This window comes from Longinema margulisiae (assembly GCF_025266855.1).
Taxonomy (GTDB): Bacteria; Spirochaetota; Brevinematia; order Brevinematales; family Thermospiraceae; genus Thermospira.
Window position 1 is genome coordinate 2,090,827 of the sequence record NZ_CP053071.1, and the last position, 19,152, is coordinate 2,109,978.

The following is a 19,152-nucleotide window of genomic DNA, read 5'->3' on the forward strand; positions in this document are numbered from 1 at the left end:
GAGAGAGCGGGAAAATGGATGGAGGCAGGCATGAGAAAGGGCTTTCTGATTCTCTTTGGTCTTGTGGCGGGTGTACTCTATGCTCAGACAGTGAGTCAGATTCTTTCAGAGAAAGAATTTCGGGTGGGTATGCTTCGTTTTTACAACCGGGAGTATCAGGCCGCTATTCAGGTGCTTCAGAAGTCCCTGGATCTGGATCCGCTGAACTACAGAGCCCGTTATTATCTCGGGGAGGCCTATCTCCAGGCAGGCTACACCCGTCAGGCCATTGAGGAATGGGAGAATCTTGTTCAACTTGGCGGGGCTACCTATCAGGTGAAGCAGCGTCTCAACGATCTCTATTACCAGCTCTCGATGGACAAGAGTTATACGCTCTATGAAAACTATATCCTGAGTAGAGTGTACGATGGGCTCAGGGAAGGTGCTCACAAGGTGATTCGACCGGGTTTTCTCTTTTATGATGAGAAAGAGGACACCTTTCTGATCTCTTCCGTGGGCAATCGTTATATCTCTGAGATAGACAATACAGGAAGGGTTATCCGTACCATTGGGCGAAAATGGTGGGACAGGAGTGTTCTCTCCGTGCCGATGGGGATTGCTCTCTTTGATGACAAGATTTATGTGGCCGATTATGAGAAGGACAAAATCTTCATTTTCAATCGCACGGGAAAACTGCTTGGTTCTTTTGGAAGTCGAGGGTATCAATCGTCTAATATAGCCGGTCCGATGGGAATTGTGGTGCATCGTGGGTATATCTATGTGGTGGACAATGGCAACGATAGAGTGCAGAAGTTTACCACAGAGGGGGAATGGGTCCAGACGATAGGAGAGGGAGAACTCAGTCGTCCCACGGATATTGTGGTCAATGGAGAGAAACTCTTTGTAAGCGATACGGGCAACAAGCGTCTTGTGGTGTATGATCTTTTTGGAAATTTTTTGCAGGAGATTCAGCTTTCCGGTCTCGAAGAACCACGAGGGATGACACTGAGGGATGATTTTCTCTACATTGTGGATAGCAAGCGGGGAATTGTGCTGTACAACCTCAAAACTGAAGAGACAGAAGCGGTTGATATGAAGGAGCGTGTCCTTGATAAGCCCTTTGATGTCGCGGTGGACAGGCAGTACCGTCTTTTTCTTTCGGATTTCAATAGTGTCAAGATGGCTATTTATGCCCCTCTTCAGATGAAGTATGTGAATCTCGGGGTGTCTATTCCCCAGATATGGGTGGACAGGTATCCGAGGATATTTTTGCATTTTCGTGTATGGGATAGGGAGGGCAATCCCATTTACAACCTGAGGCAGGAGAATATTGCCCTCTATGAGGAAAATACCCTTGTACCCTTCCTTCGTTTGGGTCAGACATATAACTATCGTGATAGGTTGTATCTCAAGATAGTGATTGAGATGGATGAGACCATGGCAAAATATCGGGAAGAGTTGCAGGAGTTTTTGAAACAGATTATTGATCCAATGCAGGGAACAGACAAGCTGGATCTCACTCTTCTTGGTGCAGAAAACATAGATACCGGTCCCTATGCAGCCAATCTTCTCGGTACTCTTGATAAAGTGGCAAAGCATCCGGCGGGAACCCTTCGAGATGTAGACAAGGCTCTGTATCAGGCGGTAACCTCTACCCTGAATGTCAACTTGAACAAGGCCATCATCTATTTTACCTCAGGAAATACGTCGTTTGATTCTTTTCTCACCTACGAGCCTGATGTGATTATCACCTATGCCAAACAGAATGCGGTGCCTATCTATGTGGTCCAGATGGGCAGTCGTCGTCAGCCCTTTTACCAACAGATGGCCTCCCGTACCTTTGGGAAGTACTATACCCTTCAGGATATGCGGGAGATTGTACGGTTATATGAGACCATTCGGCAGGCTCCACCCCTTGAGTATGTCGTGGCTTATAATGGTCTCAATCTTCGAGGGCTTCCCAATTTCTGGGTGAATCTCAAACTCAAGGTTCAGTACAAGGACTTTGTAGGGGTGGTGGATAGTGGCTATTTTGTGCCCGAACTCTTTTCCACACCGTTTGGGCCAAAACTTATTGATCTCAATCGTGAGCAGATGAAGTTTCGTCAATCCCAGACAGGTCAACCGTAATGTTTCGACGACATACTCATCCGTGGTGGAAGAGTTTTGTGTATGCCTTTCGTGGGATTCGGCGGGTTTTTCTTCGAGAGAGGAATTTCCGTTTTCATTGTGTCGTGTCTTGTCTTGTCGTTGTGATGGGAGTGGTTTTTCGTATTGACTGGACGGCATGGGCTGTGCTTTTTTTGACGATTTCTTTAGTTTTGGGTCTGGAAATTGTCAATACGGCTGTAGAGGAATTGTGTGATATAGTGAGTCCTCAAAGACAGGCTTCCATTCGGCGTATCAAGGACAGTATGGCGGGGGCGGTTTTTGTGGCCAGTGTAGGGAGTATCGGGGTAGGGGTGGCGGTCTTTTGGCCCTATCTCTGGGAGGTGGTCATAAAACTCATCGGATCGAAGTGATGAGAGATTGTCTTTCGAATAGCCTGGAAAAGGGGATGCTCCGGGGAGAGATTTTTTCTTTCGCTCTCTTCTAAGGAAAGTCCCATATCCTCAAGCGGATAAACCGGCGGAAAAGAAAAGATCACCAAGCGGTCGGCTATCATGAGAGCCTCCATAATATCATGGGTGATAAGAAGGGTGTACTCTTTTTCTTTTTTCCAGGAGTCTCTGAGCAGGGGAAAAAGCCTCTGTTTCAGTCCTATATCCCAGGAACGAAAGGCTTCATCAAGAAGAAGCCACTTACTCTCAAAAAGCCAGGCTCTCGCTAAGGCAACCCTCTGCTTTTGGCCACTGCTCAGGTGGGCAAGGCGTTTACCGGCGTTTTCAATCTCAAGGGTTTGAAGAGTATGCTGGAGGCGTTCTAAAGAGAGATGGGGAGAGACAAGGCGAAGGTTATCTAAAACAGAAAGCCATTCGACTAACCGCAGGTCTGGAAAAACCATACCTACCGGTCGGACTGTATGAATCCAGCCTTCTTCCGGCATGTCAAGACCGGCCACAAGACGAAGAAGGGTAGTTTTTCCACATCCAGATGGTCCTAAGATGGCGGTTATTCCCGGCTCGATGGTGAGAGAAAAGTGCTCAAAGATCACCTGTTCCCCGAAGCGTTTGGTGATGTCTTGGCAGAGAATCATACGTCCTCTAAGGCAAAATAGTTTTTGAGTTGAGAGAGAACGGAAATAATGAGATGGTCAATGAGCCATCCGCACAGAAAAAGAAGTCCAGCCCAGGCAAAAAGTTCTTCTATATTGACGTAGGTTTTGGCCCAGAAGAGTTTACTTCCCATACCCTCTTTGGGAAAGGCCAGGACTTCAGCCATCACTACAACCTTGAGAGAAAGGGAAATAGTGGCTCTGAGACTGGTGAAAAAAGAGAGAACAAGCGAAGGAAGGTAGAGGGCAACAAGACGTCGTAAGCCTGTGAGAGCAAAAACATCAGCCATTTCTTTCAGTTCTGAGGAGCTACTCAGGATAGCCTGTCGTGTATTCAGAAACCAGAGGGGAAAGGTGGTGAGAAAAACAAGAAAGAGGGGCGATGTATCCTTGGGAAGCCAGAGAAGAAGGAGAAGCATCCATACAATGGCGGGAATACTCTGAAAAAACAGAATGAGGGGTTGAAAAAAGGCAAAAAGAGGGGGATGTTTCCCCGCCGCAATACCGAGAATGATTCCCGGCAAAGCACTCAAGAGTAACCCTCCAAAAAGGCGTCCAAAGGTGTGGGCAATATGAGAATAATTTTCAGGAGATTGTACGATGATTATCATCTGCTGAAGGGTTGTCCAGGGAGAAGGAATCAAGAGAGAAGAACCGGCCAGAAGGCTACTTATCCACCAGAGGATGAAAAGGACAAGTAGCCCGCTGGCAAAGAAGAGTTTACCACGCAAAGAAGTTGTCATCGGGAATGTTTCCTAGGACTTGTTCATCAGTGTCCTTGAGGGCCTTGAAATAGGTCAGAACTTCCTGTCGTATCATACGAGCAGGGAGGTAGGTAAGCCCCATTCGTGGGATGGACTTTTCAATCACCTCAGGAGGAACCTGAAGTCCCAGCCCTACCACGCCGAGTTTACTTGCTTCAGCCGGATTGGCATTGACCCAGGCCACTTCTTTTTGATAGGCCTGGAAGAAGCTTACCATTTCTCTTTGATGGCGGGAGAGAAAGCCTGCAAAAGAGACAATGGCGGTTTGAGGTACCCCACTTCTTGTGGAAAATATCTGGTTCCATTCTTCCCGATAGACTTTGAAAAGACGTACCTGGGGGTTTTTAGAAAGAACGAGGGAGACCAGTGGTTCCGGCAGAACGGCGTTTTCTATTTTGCCTGCAATCATGAGTTGAGCGATCTGCGGGGAATCTCCGTAAACAATCTCTGGTTTTATTCCCTTCATTCGAAAAAGGACACGGCTCACCATATCCGGGGAAGAACCCGGAGATCCGATATGCACCTGTTTTCCGGCTAAGTCCTGCCAGTTGGTGTATGTCTGGTTGGTAGTGAGAAGGGCAAGCATCCCTGTCGAGGTGATTCCTATCAGCCTGAGATCAGGGGTTCTTTGATAGAGTTTGGCAGCCACATTAGCCGGAATGATAAACAGGGCCTCTTCATGCTGAACGATCTTTGGCAGGATTTCGGTGGTGACATCCTGATAGAATATGACCGTTATCTGGTTGGTCAAACGGAGAAGGGGAAGGGCGGGGGCAGCCTTGGGACTATAAATGGTGAGGCTGAATACCATTCCAGGAAGAAGAAACATCCAGAATTTCATGCTTACCTCCTTAATCTGTATAAAAGATACCTTGCCTGTTTTGAAAAGGCAAGTCTTTATAAAACCGAGACCCTTGCACGGGTGTTTTCTTCCCCTGTTTGGGTCAGGGGCTACGCCCCTCTTCCCCGCTTTTTCTGTTTACAAGGGCTTATTTGTCTTTTTTAGCCAAAAATAGGTTTATTTATTGCGGTAAGGAATATTTTTATGCTATTTTTTGTTTTTTATTCCTTCTTTTGAGACCTTCGCACATTCGTGCAAAGGTCTCAAGCAGGGCTTTTTGCCTATATTACTGATAGTGCTCCTCAAAAAAGCGATGGAGTATCGTAGAGGCTACAGGGTGTTGCTTGCAATAGAGGAGAAGGGAGTAAAGATAACTTTCGGGTTCCCCTGTATCTAACATTGTCCCTGTGAGGGGAAGAGCCCGCATTTTTCCTTGTTGCGCCAGGGTGTTGATGGCGTCAATATGGTAGAATTCACCTGAGGTATGTTTTTGCCATCCCTTTTCTAAAAGAGTAAAGAGTTCGGGTTCAAAAAGATAACGTCCAATAGAAACCCAGTGGGTGGGGGCTTCTTCTTTTTTTGGTTTTTCTACGATACGGGAGACAGAGAGGGTGTCTCCTTCTGGTTTCCCATCGATAACCCCATAGCGACTGATGTTCTCATGTTCTTCACGAACAACAAGATAGTTGGCATTTTTTTTCTGATAGGTAGTGATGAGCCGGCTGGACAATCCAGGAGTGGAAAGAACAATATCGTCAGGGTAGGCAACAAGAAAAGGTTCATCTTTTATCCATGGTTTGGCAAGAAGAAGGGCATGACCTGTTCCTTTCATCTCCTGCTGGCGGACGAAGGAGATATTGAGGTTTCGTGGGCGAATGGCTTCAAGGTGTTTGGTTTTTCCTTCTCTTTTGAACACTTCTTCTAATTCCACCTCCCGATCAAGGTAGTCTTCAAGGACCTTTTTTCTCCGGCTGGTAATCACCAGGACATCCCGAATACCAGCTTCTTCAAATTCGTCGAGGATCAGGTCAAGGAGGGTTCTGTCGTAGAGGGGAAGCATCTCTTTTGGAAGGGTTTTGGTGATAGGCAAAAACCGGCTCCCGTAGCCGGCGGCAACAATGATTCCTTTCATACGTTCTCCATGCTTTCAGGATAGCGTATAGTATAGTGCAGGAAAGGAGAAAAGTCAATGAGGAATGAATTGTCTGTAAATAGTAACCACAACCCTTTCGTTATCTTTTTCGTTTTTGATATCAAAATGCGGGTATGCTTTTATGGCTCGAAGAATACCACTGCTGGCTCCTCTATAATCCAGGAGATACGGCGAAAACGAAGCGATAATATGATTTCTCGTTCGTCGAATACCTTTTTTAACCTGTTCTTCGGTGAGATTATTTGGAAGAGAGCCTGGACTGATAATTTCAATTCTGTTTTCAAAAACAAAAATTTTGATAGAATCATTTATAAAATAGTCTCGATGGATAAGAGCATTCACCAGCAATTCTTTTATCACAATTTCGGGGATTTCTAATTCACCAATGCTATTGAAACCTTTTTCTTTAGGTTGTATCCGGTTTAGTTTGGAGATAATGAAATCAAATCCCTTCCTGTATAATTCATCAAGGGTACCATAAATGTTATCGCTACTGCGATAAGAGGTTTCTGTTATTTCATTTCCCCAGAACCAGATAGCGGTGATGTGAAAAGAAGGAAGAAGTTTTTGAAGATTTTTTCCAAAAAGAAGAGCTCCTGCTACATTGAGTTTGCCATCTTTTCCTAAACGAAGATTGGTAATATGTTTCTCAATTTCTTCTTCGGTTAATTCTTCTCCATAGAGGTTGTTGTAAAAATCAGCAAATTTTAGTTTATTGAGATCAGTAAGGGAACTATGTTCTAAAAGTCGTTCTTCTGCATAGGGATAGCCCGATGTTTGTAAAAGTCTTGCTAATTTTTCGTTGCTTGTTACTTTTCTCTTGTTAGCACCATTCTTGACCCAAATAACTCCATCTTTATCTTTGTATGGAATAGAGGTTCCTTTTGGTACTTTCACTACCAGAACACGTTTGTTGTTTATGAGAAAGTTTTCAGTGGTAATGTAAAGCGGCGGTTTTATTTGTTGTTCAGCTGCATTCACAAGAAGATTGTTGAGTCGGTTTATATCGTCTTTTGAAAGTCCTGTTATTTCCCACGTTTTATCGTGAACTCCTATGATAATAATGCCTCCTTCTGTATTGGCAAAAGCAATCATCTCCTGGGCGATGCTTATTTCATTGGTTATATTTTCTTTGAATTGAACTGTACTACTTTCTCCTCTTTGAATAAGTTCAAGAATATCTTTCTCTTCCATTCTACCTCCCTTTTTCAAAAATATATAGCAAGCTTTTGTATATATAGAACAAGGTAAATAAACCTCTTCTTTCTTATAGTTAGTATACTGAAGAGAAAGGGAAAAGTCAATCAGGAATGTGTTGTGAATTGATTAATCAAGAAGATGAATATGGTATCTGTTTTTGAGGATTTCCCGGAGTCTTCTCATAAAACGAGGACCGGGATCAAACTTTTCTGTACGGTAGTGGGGATAGTTTTCCCTGTAGAGAGAAAAGTGGGGAAGGTTGGTGTTCATATACTCATGGTGACCGATGAGATATTGAATGGAAGGAAAAGTGTCCACCAGTTCTTTTACAAGTTTTGCATTGGCTTCAAGTTGAGCCTCTGTGAGATCCCGGCTATTTTTGGCTATGTTTTCTATACCAATGGCCGTGTGGTTAAAACCGATGGTATGTCGGCCTGCCATCCACAGGGGAAGAAAAGCGTAAATACTACCCTCTTTATCTACAAGAAAATGTACCCCGATATTCACTCTCCCATAAGGAGAGAGTTCTGGTCGAGACCCCGCTGGAAGTTCGTCGGGGAGAAATATCTTGAGGGTAGAGGGGAGATCCGGGGTAACCGTATAGTGAATCACTATCATCTGAGGGTTGATGAGAAGGTATGAATCAATGCCATAATGGTCTTTCATATACTCTCTTGTCAGGTTCAAACGGTGAGGACTGACTTCTCCTAAAAGATTGCTATAGGCAAGTCCAAAAAGAGGGAGGCACCACAGCCAGAAAAGGAAAAAAATGGCCAGATTACGGGGCACCTACATCTCCCTCATCTTCACCCATGGCATCAAGAGCAAGAGAGTTGGTGTTGGTCTGGGGGAGAACGGCTATATTGACAGACGGATGTTCAACAGCATAAAAATGTTTGGCCATCAGATTGGTGAGAGGTCCAGTTGCAGAGTAAAATTTTGTCGGGATGGAAAAACGATCCATGTACCCTGTTCGTGTTACCATGAAATGGAGATGGGGGCCCTTTGTCCATCCCGTGTTTCCACTGTAACCAATGAGCTGTCCGGCTGAGACGCGATCCCCTGGTTTGACGACAGAACCTTTGTATTTGAGATGAACATAGTGGGCAAATGTTCCATCATTGTGATAAATCACAATATAGTTGGCAAGCCCTCGATAGGCTTTGCGATTTCCGCCCCATCGACTGCTATCCTTGACAAGCACCACAACCCCGTCACGGGCTGCATACACTGGTGTCCCAATAGCCAGGGCAAAATCAATACTATAGGCATTTTTGCCTTTGTGGGAGAAACGGGTTTTGTATCCCTGTGTCACCCGTACCACCTGACCAGGTGCAAGAGGAAGCCAGTATTCTACATCTTCGGGTTCTAAGAAAGGATCACCAAGTTCATAGGCAAAGCGAAACGTGGGGAGGTTTTTGTTGCTGAGGACAAGGACTATCTGCTCGGAATAGGCAGGGATAACATGATGAATGATTTCTTCATTGCCATTTTGATTGGTGTATCGCAAAAGTACCTGGACAGGACAGGCGTACTCATTTTTTGCTGCGAATGTCCATTCCTGACCACTACGATTGGTTATCAGAGAAACTTTGGCAATGCCTGCTAGGGGCACAAAAACGGTCAGGATTATCAAAAAAAGACGGGCCTTTGAGTGCATGATGCTTTCTCCTCTCAAAAATATCGGAATAGTATAAGGGAAAATGAGGAAAAAAGCAATTTTTCGTGTTTTTGTCGTCCCCCTGGTATGGCACAGTGTGTCGTTCCACATATGAAACTGAATACCTATCTCCATATTTGACAAAGAGGGGAAACAACCCAGAAACTTGCTCTTATGATACGCGAATGGGGAAAAGTTTGTCTTGAAAACATGGCGGCAAGACATGGCTATCACTATGTTTCAGCCAGAAGTGGAGGTTTTTGCCGAAACATGGTAATAGCTACTCGCTCACGTTTGCATAACCTTGGCTGAAACAGGGTGATAGGCACAGGGTTCTATTCTGTGTAGAGATCGGTTAAACTTTTAACCCAACGGCTATTTTGCTGAAACATGGTAATAGCCATTAGCCCACGTTTGCATGACCTTAGCTGAAATGTGGTAATAGCCATGAGGCTCTATTCTGTTTAGAGACTGGTTAAACGTTTAACCAATGGAGTATTTAGCGGAAATAAGGTAATAGCCGATTGTTTTGCATCCCCTCCAATAATCTGAGAAGGTTTCGTTAGCTGAAATATGGTGATAGCCTTGGTTCTTCTATCTCCCCACAACACCCTTCTTGCTGAAACATCGCCATAGCCCCACCCCGCCCCTGCCTGCGGTGTGAGGTGTGAGAAGGTCTCACCCCGTCCCTGCCTGCGGTGCGCCGTCATAGAAGCCCCGATAGGAGGAGAAGCCCTGCGGGCTGGTGGGAGAAAGCTCCATTCTCCTGCCGGTGTCGCCACAGGAGGTGGCGAGGAAGCCCGGGGTCAGACAGGGAGGTCTGTCCCCGGGCGGCTACAGAAGAGAGCGAGGCTACAGGTTTTTCTCCAAGCCAGCAAGGTGAGACGGTGGATGGAATGCTACAGAAACCGCCGCAGGGGCGGGGCGGGGATTTCAAAAGGGGCGGAGCCCCTTTTGTCCCGCACGGAAGTGCTTCTTCCGAAGTCAGGAGGACGAGTTGAGGTCGCCCACGGAGGAAGGACTTTCCCTCCCAAGAGAAACATCCTCCCATGGCCCGCAAAAGCGGCCGAACTTCCATCCGAGGCACATGCGAGAGCAGAGGCGTTTTATGCTCAACTTTATAAACTTTATGAACTTTTAACTTTCAACTGAAAATGAGCGCTTCGTGGAAAAAAGGAAGATGGGTAACAAAAAGAACCTAAAACTGAGAAAAAAGATGGTTGAACAAGTATTCAGTGTTTGTGTGAAGATAACCATTCTGTATGTGTGTAGAACGACACCTTGGTATGGTACAGTGTTTCACTAAAACTGTATGATATTTATTCTTTCCTTTTCAGGCAATTCGTGTAATTCGGTTTCTTCCTGTTTTTTTGGCCTGATAGAGCGCCTGATCAGCGAGTTGAATGGCGTTTTGCCAGGAAACTTCGATGGGAGAAGGGGAGACAATCCCTATACTTACCGTGACAGAAGAGGAAACAAGCGAAGCTGGATGGGGAATAGCTTTTTTGGCCAAGTTTTCCTGGATGCGTTTGGCGACAAGAAAGGCTCCTTCTATAGAGGTATTGGTGAGAAGAATCAAAAACTCTTCCCCCCCATAACGGAAGATGAAATCCCCGGGTCGATAGCAGGACTCCTTGAGCACAGAGGCGACCTCTTTTAGACACAAGTCTCCTTTGGCATGACCCAGAGAGTCGTTATAGTTTTTGAAAAAGTCAATATCAAGCATCAAAAGAGAAACAGGGAGTTTGTCCCGCTGGGATCTTTTCCATTCGGTCGGGAGAATCTCCTCCATACCGCGTCGGTTGTAAAGCCCTGTGAGAAAATCCCGGTGGAGTTCTTTCTCCAGTTTTCGGATGAGATCCTTCTGGGAAGTGATATTGGAAAAACTCCAGAGGATTCGACAGGAGGCAGTGTCGCTTTCTCCAATTCGATACTGTTCAAGAAGATAGTGTTTTGACCTTTTGTGGTTTTTGATGGTGACCTCAAGGATTTCATGGCCCTTTCGAAAGGGATACACATGGTCCTTTGGAATGGAGAGGGCTTCTTGTACGTCATCAATCGTGGTGATTCCATTTTCCGGATGGAGAAAGGAAAACTCCTGAGCAAATTGTTCGTTATGGAAACAGAGACTTTTGTCTTCACGGAAAGAGGCCACAGGATTGGGAAGGTGACGAAGAAGGGACATAATAAGCCTGTTTTTTTCCTCAAGTTCCTCTTGCTGGCGCTTGATTTCGGTAATATCTGTAGCACTGACAATAAGAAGATCTTTTTTCCCGTGGTGGTAGGGAAAACTCTGGAGAATGATCCATTTTTCTTCTCCTTGGGCGTTCTGGAAATGGACTTCTGGAAAAAAGTGCTTCTTTGTCCAGAGTTCATCCCATCGTGTGGCATGAAGGGGATGAAAATCCTGAAAATGGTGAGAGAAAAATTCCTCACGATTGGTGATACCAAAAATAGCCTGAGCGGATTCGTTGAGAGAGATGCAGTGGCCACTTTTGTCAAAGATGAGAAGTCCCATCTGAGAGATGGAGATGATGGTTTGATTGAACTCCACCAGTTGAAGAAGCTCTTCTGCCATGGATTTTTGTTCATTGATGTCGATCGAAGCCCCAATGATACGGGAAACGTTTCCCTTTTCGTCGAAAAGGGGGATGAGTCTTGTAATCCAGAAGGTGTCTTTGCCTTCAAAGGGGATAGTTTCTTCGTACCAGATGGTACCCCTTTTTTGTCGGCACTCTTCATAGTGAGCGACGATGGTATCAGCGAGGTCTGGTGGAAGAAAATCATGAGGATGTTTGTCTTTGATGGTTTCGCTTCTCAGGCCGGTGAGTCTCTCATGGGTGGGATTGAGTCCACTATAGGTGAAATCTTTTGGACCATGCACACGGACCAAAAAGATGGCAAGGTCACTATGTTCAAAAAGGGCAGAGGCAAATTCCACAGGATCAAAACCAAGGGCTTCTAAACGAGTTTTTGCCATATCTCTTACTTCCTGGTCTTTTCGAGCCATTGCCACTTTCCTGTAATTATAGCCTGGTTATAGGCATTTTCTATCCGTTTTCTGTGGTTTTCCGGCGTTTTCCCGACAAAGTAAGGACGGGCAAGTCCTGTGAGGATGAGTTCTTCGTTGATACAACTCTCCGGAGAAAGGGTATAGACAAGGGCTAAAAGTCTCCCATACCGATCGTTTGGCTTTGCATTGTCCCATTCGAGACGTACTGTGGTTTGTGGGGGAAGTCTGGTGATAAGCCACCTTTTCGCTTCTAAGCCTCTGGAAAGAAGGGCTTTTTCACTCACGGTATATCCAGAAGTGCGTAATTTTTTGATATCGGAGGTCATTTTTCCGCCCCGAGATGTTTCAAAACAATCGACATAGAGGAGTCGTACGGTGGTGAGGGTGTTTTTTGAGAGACTGACTTTGATTGTATCCCCGTCTATAATTTCTTTCACGATGGCGGTTTGAGAAACCCATGCTCCCCAGAGAGGGGAGAAGAAGAGGAGAAGAAAAAGGATTCGCATCTTATCCCCCTTTGCACCCTGCCTATCAGAACCTTCTGGAAAATAGTATATCCTTTGATTGAAGAAAAGTCAAGTTTTCAATATGGGGAATGTGTTCCTTGTATTCTTTTTGGGTTGCTTTTTCTCAGAAATATGCTATAATATATCAGGGTAAAAAAGGAGGGCGGTATGGGTGTGTGGAGTGCGTATTTTACGGATCGATATAAAAATGGCGATGTGAAGATTTATCGCAAAGCCCAGATTATGGCGCCAGTGGTGGGTGTGGTTGGGTCTTTTAGTATACTCCTGGCATTAGTGATGTTTCTGACGGGGGCGGTGGCAGCAGGAGGGGCTATAGCGCTTCTGGTTCTCAGTTGTGGGGTGGTTCTCTTTTTGATGCGAATGGGAAGGTATTCAGTATCGGTGGGGTTATTTCTCTATACGCTTTTTGTGGTGATGTTTCTTGCCATCAAGTTTGACCAGTACCAGAATGTGTATGAGACGTACGTCTTTGCCACCCTTGGGCTTTTTTTGCTTGTGGTGGGAGGGCTTATCAGTGTTAGTAAGCGTCAGATAGATATACTCACCCTTCTTGTGGTTATGGCTATTGGGGTTTTGTATGTTCTGGATGCTTTGCCTTTGGATGGGTACAAAGTCACGCTTCTTGCGATTCAGTCTTTGGCTACCTGTTTTTTGCTGGTGGTGGTGGGGGGATATTTTGTGAGGCGTATGGTTGTGCTTCAACAGACCCTCCTTGAGGAAGGGGTTCACTTAAGTGAACATATTCAAAAGAGTTATCAAAGAACCACAGAGGCTCTCACTCAAACGCAAAAGGATATTGAGAGCATCAGTGGAAGGCTTTCTCAATCTTCACAGCTCTTGCATAGTACGGCGCAGGATCTTGAAAAATTTTTCTCTGAAATGGCCAAAAATATGCAGACCCTCTCGGGTATTCTTGTTTCCAATGCCTCCAGGGAAGAAGAAGTACTGGGTATCCAGCAGGAGGCGGGGAGATCGATTCAGACCCACTTGTCTAAATTAGGTGAGGGCATGAACGTCGTCTCAAAGACCATTCATCTTGTTCAGCAAAGTGCCAGTACCGCCGAAGAGAGAGAACATGTTCTTGTCAGGGTCTTTCGGACGATGGATCAGGTAGATGGAAGCCTGAAGGGGCTTTCTTCTCAGATTACTGCTATGGTGGGTATGCTTGAGAGGCTTTTTGAGATCAATACCCTCATCAGTGAGATAGCAGAAAAAACTCATATGCTTGGGCTCAATGCCTCTATTGAGGCCAGTCATTCCGGGGGAGAAGGCAAGGGCTTCCGTATCGTGGCCGAGGAGATCAGGCGTTTGGCCCAGAATGCAAAACAAAGGAGTATGGAGGTAGGGGAGTTTTTAAGCAATATTCAAAAAAGCATAGGAATTGTTGAGGATTCCATGAAGGAAACGGTGGGATTTTTCAAAACAGTGCAGAGTGAGGTTCAGGAAACCCAGGTGGAACTCAAGGAAACCTTTGAGAATCTCCAGATGGTGGCAAACAATACGCAAACCATCAACGAATTTCTGGTGGATTTTTCGACTTTTGGGAATCAGGTGAAAGATGCCACAGAGAAGATGGAAAGGGAACTGAAAAATACCCTTGAGCAGACAAAGATAGCCAGTTCTGTTGCCCAGAAGGTCTATGAGGAGGCGAGTTCGTTGAGAAGTCATTTCCTCAGGCTGGTTGATGAATCAGCCACACTCTCTCAACTCAGTAGGGAAAATCAGGAGGAGATTCAGAAACTCAGAGAAAGGATTGGGTGAGCCTTATTTGGGAGAGGTCTTGTTTGGAGGGAGGCAGAGGCTGAATACGAAGAAGGCATTTGCAAGGGAAAGGGTTTTGTGTTATAATAAATTAGAGGAGTAAGTGATGAAAAAGGTATTTCTTTTGGTGGTTTTGGGGCTTTTCTCCTGTACGGCTACGCAGGAGGAGAGGCTTATTCTTTCTCCCAAGGATGGAGAAACACTTCGTGGGGTGGTGATTATTTCGGTTGCTCCCCCCTCGACGATGGTAGTAGATCGAGTGGAGATACGTATCAATGATAGCCCTCATGCGGTGATTAATGCCCCTGGTCCTTATACCTCGGAGTGGGATACGACAACTGTTCCCAACGGGTTTTATAAGATTTCGGTCTCTGTGTATGATATAGAGGGAAAGTTTCAGAGCGAGACCATAGAGGTGCAGGTTGCAAACTGATGGACGGTGTACTCCCTCTTTGTAAACCTTCTGGGCCTTCTTCCTACGATATGATTCGCATGCTTCAGAAAAGGATACCTGTGTTGAAGAAAAGTAAAATAGGTCACGCAGGTACCCTTGATCCTATGGCGGAAGGGGTCCTTCTTCTCTTGATTGGGGAAGCCACAAAACTTTTTCCTTTCCTTCTGGAACATGACAAGGTATATGAGGTCTGGATTCAGTTTGGTGTGGCTACAGATACCGATGACAGTACAGGCAAGGTAATAGCCACATCTGATATGGTGCCTTCTCAAAAAGAGGTAGAATCTGTCGTAGCCCGTTTTCAGGGAAGAATCGTGCAGGTACCTCCTCGTTATTCGGCCTTGAAGGTGGAGGGGAAACGGGCCTATGAGCGAGCAAGAAACGGGGAGCATGTAGAACTTCAGCCTCGCCAAGTGGATATTTTTGAACATATTCTTTTAGACTATGATGGGAAGGCAAGGGTGGTACATACCAGAGTACGCTGTTCTTCGGGAACCTATATTCGAAGTTTGGCCAGAGATATGGGAGAGGTTTTAGGGTGCTATGGTCATGTACTTCGCCTTGTACGGACGGAAACCTTAGGTATTGGACTTGCAGACACGGTTTCTCTTGAGACCCTCTCAGGGGAAAACTGGACCTCTTTTCTTTTGCCTATGAGACGACTTCTTTTGTTTCCCGTACTTGAAATAAAAAATCCTCTCTGGGTTACTCAGGGGAGAAAATTAGAAGAGGGTTCTTTTGTATTGCCTCCTGCGAAAAATGGAATGTATCAGGTGGTTTTCAGGGATACTCTTCTTGCTATTGGGGAGTGGCGGGAGGGACGGTTCTTTTATCGACGGGTTTTTCATGGGTAGGCCAAGGATTCTTCTTGTGTATCCTTATATTGAGGATTTTGCGGCGTACGATCATTTTGCCAAACCTGTAGGTCTCTGGATGCTTGCCGATATCCTTCGTCCCGTGGCTGATATTGCCTATGTCAATATTTTGCAAAGAAATATCCCAGAGCTTGGTCTCAAGTCTAAAGCGGATGGAACAGGGCATTTTTATCAGCAGGTTACTGCTGTGCCTGAGGTTCTTTCAGATATTCCCCGTCGATGGAAAAGGTATGGTATGCCAGAGGAAATCTTGTATCAGAAGTTGAAGGGGCTTGATTGGCAACCCGATTGGATTTTTGTTTCGAGTGGTATGACGTACTGGTATACAGGGCTTTCGTATACCATTCGGCTTTTGCGGGATGTCTTTCCCTCAGCTATGGTAGTGGTTGGGGGGATATATGCTTCTCTTTTGCCCGATCATGCCGCTTTGCAGGGGGCTGATGTGGTCGTTCCCTTTCAGCAACCTGCAAAGGTAGCGAATGTTTTGTCGCAGCTTTTGGGTGTTTCTCTCAGGGGAGAGAAGGTAGTTCCCGATTACTCTATAGCCCGGGAGTATGGCTATGCCCCCCTTCTTTTGTCTTTAGGGTGTGTGTTTCGATGTGAGTATTGTGCCAGCCACAGGCTTTTGTCTTTTGAGCCTTTGGATATAGCAAGGACTCTTCGGGCTTTTGATTGGCTGTATAACGAAAAGGGGGTCAGGCATTTTGCCTTTTATGATGATGCCCTTTTGTTTCAGCCGGAAAAAAGGCTAAAAATCCTTTTGCATCATGTTCTTGAAAAAGGCTATACCCCTGTTTTTCATACGCCAAATGGGCTTCATATTCGTTTTCTCACGGAAGATGTGGCAAAGCTTATGAAAAAGGCGGGTTTTGAGGATGTGAGACTTTCCCTTGAGTCTTCGGAGGAGGAATTTCATCAAACCCATCAGCAAAAGGCTAAACGAGAAGAGTTTTTGAGGGCTATGGAGATTTTGTATAAGGTGGGTTTTTCTCGCCGTCATATCAGGGTATATACCCTGGTGAATGTCCCTGGACAGTCCCTTTCCTCGGTGGAAAAAACCATGCAGTTTATTTTTGCCTCAGGGGGGATGCCCATGTTGGCCTATTATTCACCTATACCGGGTACACCTGATTTTGTCAGGGCTTCCTCTCTCACAGACCTTTCTGATCCTCTTTTTCATAATAACACCGTTTATCTTTATCGCAGTGGGATTGATGTTTCCTATGTACAGCATCTTCACCAGCTGGAGGTAAACTATCGCCATCAGGTACAGAGAGAGGAGTCTCCCTCGCCATAGGAAAACCAAGAGAGGGAAAATTCCCAAGTCTTTTCTGAAAGCATGGCTATGGCAAAAGTTTGGTAACGTTTTTTTCAGGAGACCTGCAGTGGGAAGATGAGGAAAAGCAAAAAAAAGTTCCTCCCTGGCCGATAATAGGACACAAGGAGGAACCCATGCGTAAAGAATTCACCTTCACTTTGACTATCGACTACCCTGACACAAAACTTGAGACGTTAGTGGTGGTTTTTCTCCAGGCCATCAAAGGAGTGTTTGAGTCATTTGTTCATCAGATTTCTGTAGAAGTGGCAGAAAAAGAAATAAAAGAAGGTCGTATCACCTGTACATGCGGAGAAAAACATCACTTCATATGGAAAACAAAGCATGGAAAAAACACTGTTTTTGTTCTGATGCCCTTTGGAAAGATCACTCTTCCTCAGCTCCAAATTCAATGCAAAAAGTGTGGAAGAAAACTTTTTCTCACAAGATCTCTTCTTGGTGTAGAAAAGCGAAAAAGGCAAATCCTGAAAGATATCTACAGAGTGGCTTTAGCCGGGGCTCTTACCACCTATCGAGTGGCCGCTCGTATTCTTTCCTTCACAGGGTATAAAATAGGTCTTAGCACCCTCTGGAAAAACCTTCAAAATATTGGGAGAAAGATACATTTCAGTATCTCAGAAAAAGAAAAACCCTGTGGAGAAGCCGATGGGACGGGTATTCCTGTTCAGGGCAAGAAAAAAGGAGAAGAAGCTAAAATTCTTTTGCAGGAGAGGCAACAAGCCTCCCCATTGACAGGAAAAAATACAAGAATAGCAGGCCTTCTTGTGGATAATTACCATGCAGGTTGGGACAAACTTCTTAAGCCCATTCAAGAAAAACACTCTTTTTCTCGGTTTTTTCTTGTTGTCGATGGAGATACAGGGATTAACCAGGGCAAACATCCCGGTATCGTTTTTCAACGATGTTTGTGGCATGTAAGTTATCAATTGAAGTATTTTCTTCGTCTTGATAGAGTGAGATATCGTTCTTCTGAGTGGACAAATATTGTCGCTGAAACAGGGAAAGCCTGTTTCTTGGGGTACAAAAATGACTGGCAAACAAGACTTGGTTATCAAAGCGAGCGCAGACAGCATATTCAGAATCTTCTTGACTTATTTCACGAAAAAGGGCGCAAACATTGTTTTTATTATCTTCTTCGTGCTCAAAAAGACATGTTCGCCTGTGACAGTGAAGATGGTTTGCCAGGAACAACCTCAAGGGCAGAACGGCTGATGCGAACCATAAACCAGAGAATGGATGTGGGGGTATGGAAAAGAGAAGGGGCAACCAATGTTCTTGCTGTGCGTTTGCATTACTACTATAATCGTGATGAGGCTATCGATGGTGTCTACTGGCAGGATGTGATATAAAACATAGGGATGGTACGTACTTATTGCCCTGTTTTATGGCCTAAAAAGGGTACTTTCCCCAGAAAAAACTTGTTTATCTAAAATGTTCCCTGTATACTACAGTTGACAAAAATCTTTTGAGCCAGGGGTAACTTCTTTATCCTTTTCTCTCTCTTTCAGGTCTCCTGTTGGAAACGTAATCAAAAGTTTTACGCCGCCGGTACCGGTGGAAACAAACTGGTAGGTGCGACCGGGGACAAGATCAATGGCTATAGCCTGGCCGTAAAACGTGCGGATACCTAATTTTTTGGCAGCTGCGCTATTGGTGATGGCTTCTACAATGCGTTGTCCCATGAGATGGAAGTTTTTCCCATCAATACCCACCAGGTCCTCTTCCGGGATGTCAAACCCCCAGAGAAGCCCTTTCTCCCCTGAAAAAAGGGAATATCCTTTTTCGGGAGGGATGGTCTCTGTATAGATCCGGGCAGGAAAGGCAAGATTATAAGCACTCCCCTCAGCTACCACGCTGTACTCAAAATTGCATACCCCAAAATCTACATAAATCCTTTTTTCTGGAGTGAAAAAGGTCTCTCTGTGGCGAAGCAGGGGCTTATTTTGCCAGGGGCTATGGGTGTAATAAAAGAGAGTGAGGGTGTAGCCATTGGTAGTTGTTTCTACCGAGATATCCAGAAGCTTTCCCTCAAAATGGAGGTTTTTGAGGGTTTGGGTGAGGAGTTCTTTTTCCCTGTTGAGTCTCAGGTTTTCAGAGAGTATGTGAATATCTTTTTCAAAAAAGGCTAACAGAAAAAGAAATAGAAACCCCATCAAAAATTGAGGAAGAGAAAGAAAAAAAAGAGTGGTTTTTTCCGAAAGGTTGAAAAGAAACACCGACCACCTCCAGGATCCGTCTCCACTTATTCCCTGTTTGAAAAGGAGAAGAAGAAAAAGAAACCCCAGTATTGCCCACCCCCAGGGAGTGAAAAAAAGAAAGGAGAATATCTTGGCCAGTCCATGCACAAGAGGGAAAAGAAGCTGAAAGGTTTCCAT

Annotated in this window: 18 protein-coding genes; 7 read left to right on the forward strand and 11 right to left on the reverse strand. The window is 45.1% G+C overall.

The genetic code is table 11. From position 1 onward, the window contains the following. Nucleotides 1-30: 30 nt before the first annotated feature. A complete protein-coding gene (locus BREVNS_RS09340; RefSeq protein ID WP_483426738.1) occupies nucleotides 31-2,109 on the forward strand; it encodes a 6-bladed beta-propeller in 2,079 nt (692 codons plus the stop codon). Then, nucleotides 2,109-2,501: a diacylglycerol kinase family protein gene (locus BREVNS_RS09345; RefSeq protein WP_483426739.1), complete on the forward strand. Its 393-nt coding sequence runs from the start codon at nucleotides 2,109-2,111 to the stop codon at nucleotides 2,499-2,501. The genes BREVNS_RS09340 and BREVNS_RS09345 overlap by 1 nt, the downstream gene beginning before the upstream one ends. On the opposite strand, the gene BREVNS_RS09350 is transcribed toward BREVNS_RS09345, so the two are convergent. From BREVNS_RS09350 to BREVNS_RS09395, 10 genes are all read right to left on the reverse strand, one after another. Next, nucleotides 2,459-3,175: an ATP-binding cassette domain-containing protein gene (locus BREVNS_RS09350; protein ID WP_483426740.1), complete on the reverse strand. Its 717-nt coding sequence runs from the start codon at nucleotides 3,173-3,175 to the stop codon at nucleotides 2,459-2,461. The two genes, BREVNS_RS09345 and BREVNS_RS09350, sit on opposite strands and share 43 nt — an antisense overlap. Beyond that, nucleotides 3,172-3,936, reverse strand: a complete 765-nt coding sequence (locus tag BREVNS_RS09355; protein ID WP_483426741.1) for an ABC transporter permease — start codon at nucleotides 3,934-3,936, stop codon at nucleotides 3,172-3,174. The genes BREVNS_RS09350 and BREVNS_RS09355 overlap by 4 nt, the downstream gene beginning before the upstream one ends. Further along, nucleotides 3,914-4,798, reverse strand: coding sequence for an ABC transporter substrate-binding protein (locus BREVNS_RS09360; RefSeq protein WP_483426742.1), 885 nt, complete (start codon nucleotides 4,796-4,798; stop codon nucleotides 3,914-3,916). Before BREVNS_RS09360 ends, BREVNS_RS09355 begins: the two co-directional genes overlap by 23 nt. Before the next feature lie 286 nt (nucleotides 4,799-5,084). Beyond that, nucleotides 5,085-5,930 carry a sugar phosphate nucleotidyltransferase gene (locus BREVNS_RS09365; protein ID WP_483426743.1) on the reverse strand — a complete coding sequence of 282 codons (846 nt, stop codon included), beginning with the start codon at nucleotides 5,928-5,930 and terminating at the stop codon, nucleotides 5,085-5,087. Between the two features lie 54 nt (nucleotides 5,931-5,984). Next, the gene (locus tag BREVNS_RS09370) at nucleotides 5,985-7,145 is read right to left on the reverse strand and encodes an RNA-binding domain-containing protein (RefSeq protein ID WP_483426744.1); all 1,161 of its coding nucleotides are present in this window, start codon (nucleotides 7,143-7,145) and stop codon (nucleotides 5,985-5,987) included. 132 nt (nucleotides 7,146-7,277) lie between these two features. Further along, nucleotides 7,278-7,817 carry an N-acetylmuramoyl-L-alanine amidase gene (locus BREVNS_RS09375; protein ID WP_483426745.1) on the reverse strand — a complete coding sequence of 180 codons (540 nt, stop codon included), beginning with the start codon at nucleotides 7,815-7,817 and terminating at the stop codon, nucleotides 7,278-7,280. Nucleotides 7,818-7,929: 112 nt separating this feature from the next. Next, complete coding sequence (locus tag BREVNS_RS09380) at nucleotides 7,930-8,811, reverse strand: M23 family metallopeptidase (RefSeq protein ID WP_483426746.1); 882 nt, start codon at nucleotides 8,809-8,811, stop codon at nucleotides 7,930-7,932. Nucleotides 8,812-9,275: 464 nt separating this feature from the next. After that, nucleotides 9,276-9,521: a hypothetical protein gene (locus BREVNS_RS09385; RefSeq protein ID WP_483426747.1), complete on the reverse strand. Its 246-nt coding sequence runs from the start codon at nucleotides 9,519-9,521 to the stop codon at nucleotides 9,276-9,278. A gap of 623 nt (nucleotides 9,522-10,144) precedes the next feature. Next, on the reverse strand, nucleotides 10,145-11,791 hold the full coding sequence (locus BREVNS_RS09390) for a sensor domain-containing diguanylate cyclase (protein WP_483426748.1): 1,647 nt from the start codon (nucleotides 11,789-11,791) through the stop codon (nucleotides 10,145-10,147). A gap of 5 nt (nucleotides 11,792-11,796) precedes the next feature. After that, nucleotides 11,797-12,330 (reverse strand): thermonuclease family protein, encoded by a 534-nt coding sequence (locus tag BREVNS_RS09395; protein ID WP_483426749.1) that lies wholly within the window; start codon nucleotides 12,328-12,330, stop codon nucleotides 11,797-11,799. A 168-nt stretch (nucleotides 12,331-12,498) separates the two neighbouring features. Between BREVNS_RS09395 and BREVNS_RS09400 the strand changes: the two genes are divergently transcribed. The 5 genes from BREVNS_RS09400 to BREVNS_RS09420 all read left to right on the forward strand — a co-directional run bounded on the left by BREVNS_RS09400 (nucleotide 12,499) and on the right by BREVNS_RS09420 (nucleotide 18,126). Next, a complete protein-coding gene (locus tag BREVNS_RS09400) occupies nucleotides 12,499-14,112 on the forward strand; it encodes a methyl-accepting chemotaxis protein (RefSeq protein WP_483426750.1) in 1,614 nt (537 codons plus the stop codon). Between the two features lie 106 nt (nucleotides 14,113-14,218). Beyond that, nucleotides 14,219-14,545 (forward strand): Ig-like domain-containing protein, encoded by a 327-nt coding sequence (locus tag BREVNS_RS09405; RefSeq protein ID WP_483426751.1) that lies wholly within the window; start codon nucleotides 14,219-14,221, stop codon nucleotides 14,543-14,545. Continuing rightward, the gene (truB, locus tag BREVNS_RS09410; RefSeq protein WP_483426752.1) at nucleotides 14,545-15,420 is read left to right on the forward strand and encodes a tRNA pseudouridine(55) synthase TruB; all 876 of its coding nucleotides are present in this window, start codon (nucleotides 14,545-14,547) and stop codon (nucleotides 15,418-15,420) included. The genes BREVNS_RS09405 and truB overlap by 1 nt, the downstream gene beginning before the upstream one ends. Then, nucleotides 15,413-16,738 carry a B12-binding domain-containing radical SAM protein gene (locus BREVNS_RS09415; protein WP_483426753.1) on the forward strand — a complete coding sequence of 442 codons (1,326 nt, stop codon included), beginning with the start codon at nucleotides 15,413-15,415 and terminating at the stop codon, nucleotides 16,736-16,738. The genes truB and BREVNS_RS09415 overlap by 8 nt, the downstream gene beginning before the upstream one ends. 155 nt (nucleotides 16,739-16,893) lie before the next feature. Further along, a complete protein-coding gene (locus BREVNS_RS09420; protein ID WP_483426754.1) occupies nucleotides 16,894-18,126 on the forward strand; it encodes a hypothetical protein in 1,233 nt (410 codons plus the stop codon). Nucleotides 18,127-18,222: 96 nt separating this feature from the next. Here the strand turns inward: BREVNS_RS09420 and BREVNS_RS09425 are convergent, their stop codons facing one another. After that, nucleotides 18,223-19,152, reverse strand: a complete 930-nt coding sequence (locus tag BREVNS_RS09425) for a hypothetical protein (protein WP_483426755.1) — start codon at nucleotides 19,150-19,152, stop codon at nucleotides 18,223-18,225.

Coding starts and splice junctions, on each gene's coding strand:
- BREVNS_RS09340 (WP_483426738.1), top strand. CDS start 31: ATGAGAAAGGGCTTTCTGATTCTCTTTGGTCTTGTGGCGGGTGTACTC.
- BREVNS_RS09345 (WP_483426739.1), top strand. CDS start 2,109: ATGTTTCGACGACATACTCATCCGTGGTGGAAGAGTTTTGTGTATGCC.
- BREVNS_RS09350 (WP_483426740.1), bottom strand. CDS start 3,175: ATGATTCTCTGCCAAGACATCACCAAACGCTTCGGGGAACAGGTGATC.
- BREVNS_RS09355 (WP_483426741.1), bottom strand. CDS start 3,936: ATGACAACTTCTTTGCGTGGTAAACTCTTCTTTGCCAGCGGGCTACTT.
- BREVNS_RS09360 (WP_483426742.1), bottom strand. CDS start 4,798: ATGAAATTCTGGATGTTTCTTCTTCCTGGAATGGTATTCAGCCTCACC.
- BREVNS_RS09365 (WP_483426743.1), bottom strand. CDS start 5,930: ATGAAAGGAATCATTGTTGCCGCCGGCTACGGGAGCCGGTTTTTGCCT.
- BREVNS_RS09370 (WP_483426744.1), bottom strand. CDS start 7,145: ATGGAAGAGAAAGATATTCTTGAACTTATTCAAAGAGGAGAAAGTAGT.
- BREVNS_RS09375 (WP_483426745.1), bottom strand. CDS start 7,817: ATGAAAGACCATTATGGCATTGATTCATACCTTCTCATCAACCCTCAG.
- BREVNS_RS09380 (WP_483426746.1), bottom strand. CDS start 8,811: ATGCACTCAAAGGCCCGTCTTTTTTTGATAATCCTGACCGTTTTTGTG.
- BREVNS_RS09385 (WP_483426747.1), bottom strand. CDS start 9,521: ATGACGGCGCACCGCAGGCAGGGACGGGGTGAGACCTTCTCACACCTC.
- BREVNS_RS09390 (WP_483426748.1), bottom strand. CDS start 11,791: ATGGCAAAAACTCGTTTAGAAGCCCTTGGTTTTGATCCTGTGGAATTT.
- BREVNS_RS09395 (WP_483426749.1), bottom strand. CDS start 12,330: ATGCGAATCCTTTTTCTTCTCCTCTTCTTCTCCCCTCTCTGGGGAGCA.
- BREVNS_RS09400 (WP_483426750.1), top strand. CDS start 12,499: ATGGGTGTGTGGAGTGCGTATTTTACGGATCGATATAAAAATGGCGAT.
- BREVNS_RS09405 (WP_483426751.1), top strand. CDS start 14,219: ATGAAAAAGGTATTTCTTTTGGTGGTTTTGGGGCTTTTCTCCTGTACG.
- truB (WP_483426752.1), top strand. CDS start 14,545: ATGGACGGTGTACTCCCTCTTTGTAAACCTTCTGGGCCTTCTTCCTAC.
- BREVNS_RS09415 (WP_483426753.1), top strand. CDS start 15,413: ATGGGTAGGCCAAGGATTCTTCTTGTGTATCCTTATATTGAGGATTTT.
- BREVNS_RS09420 (WP_483426754.1), top strand. CDS start 16,894: ATGCGTAAAGAATTCACCTTCACTTTGACTATCGACTACCCTGACACA.
- BREVNS_RS09425 (WP_483426755.1), bottom strand. CDS start 19,152: ATGGAAACCTTTCAGCTTCTTTTCCCTCTTGTGCATGGACTGGCCAAG.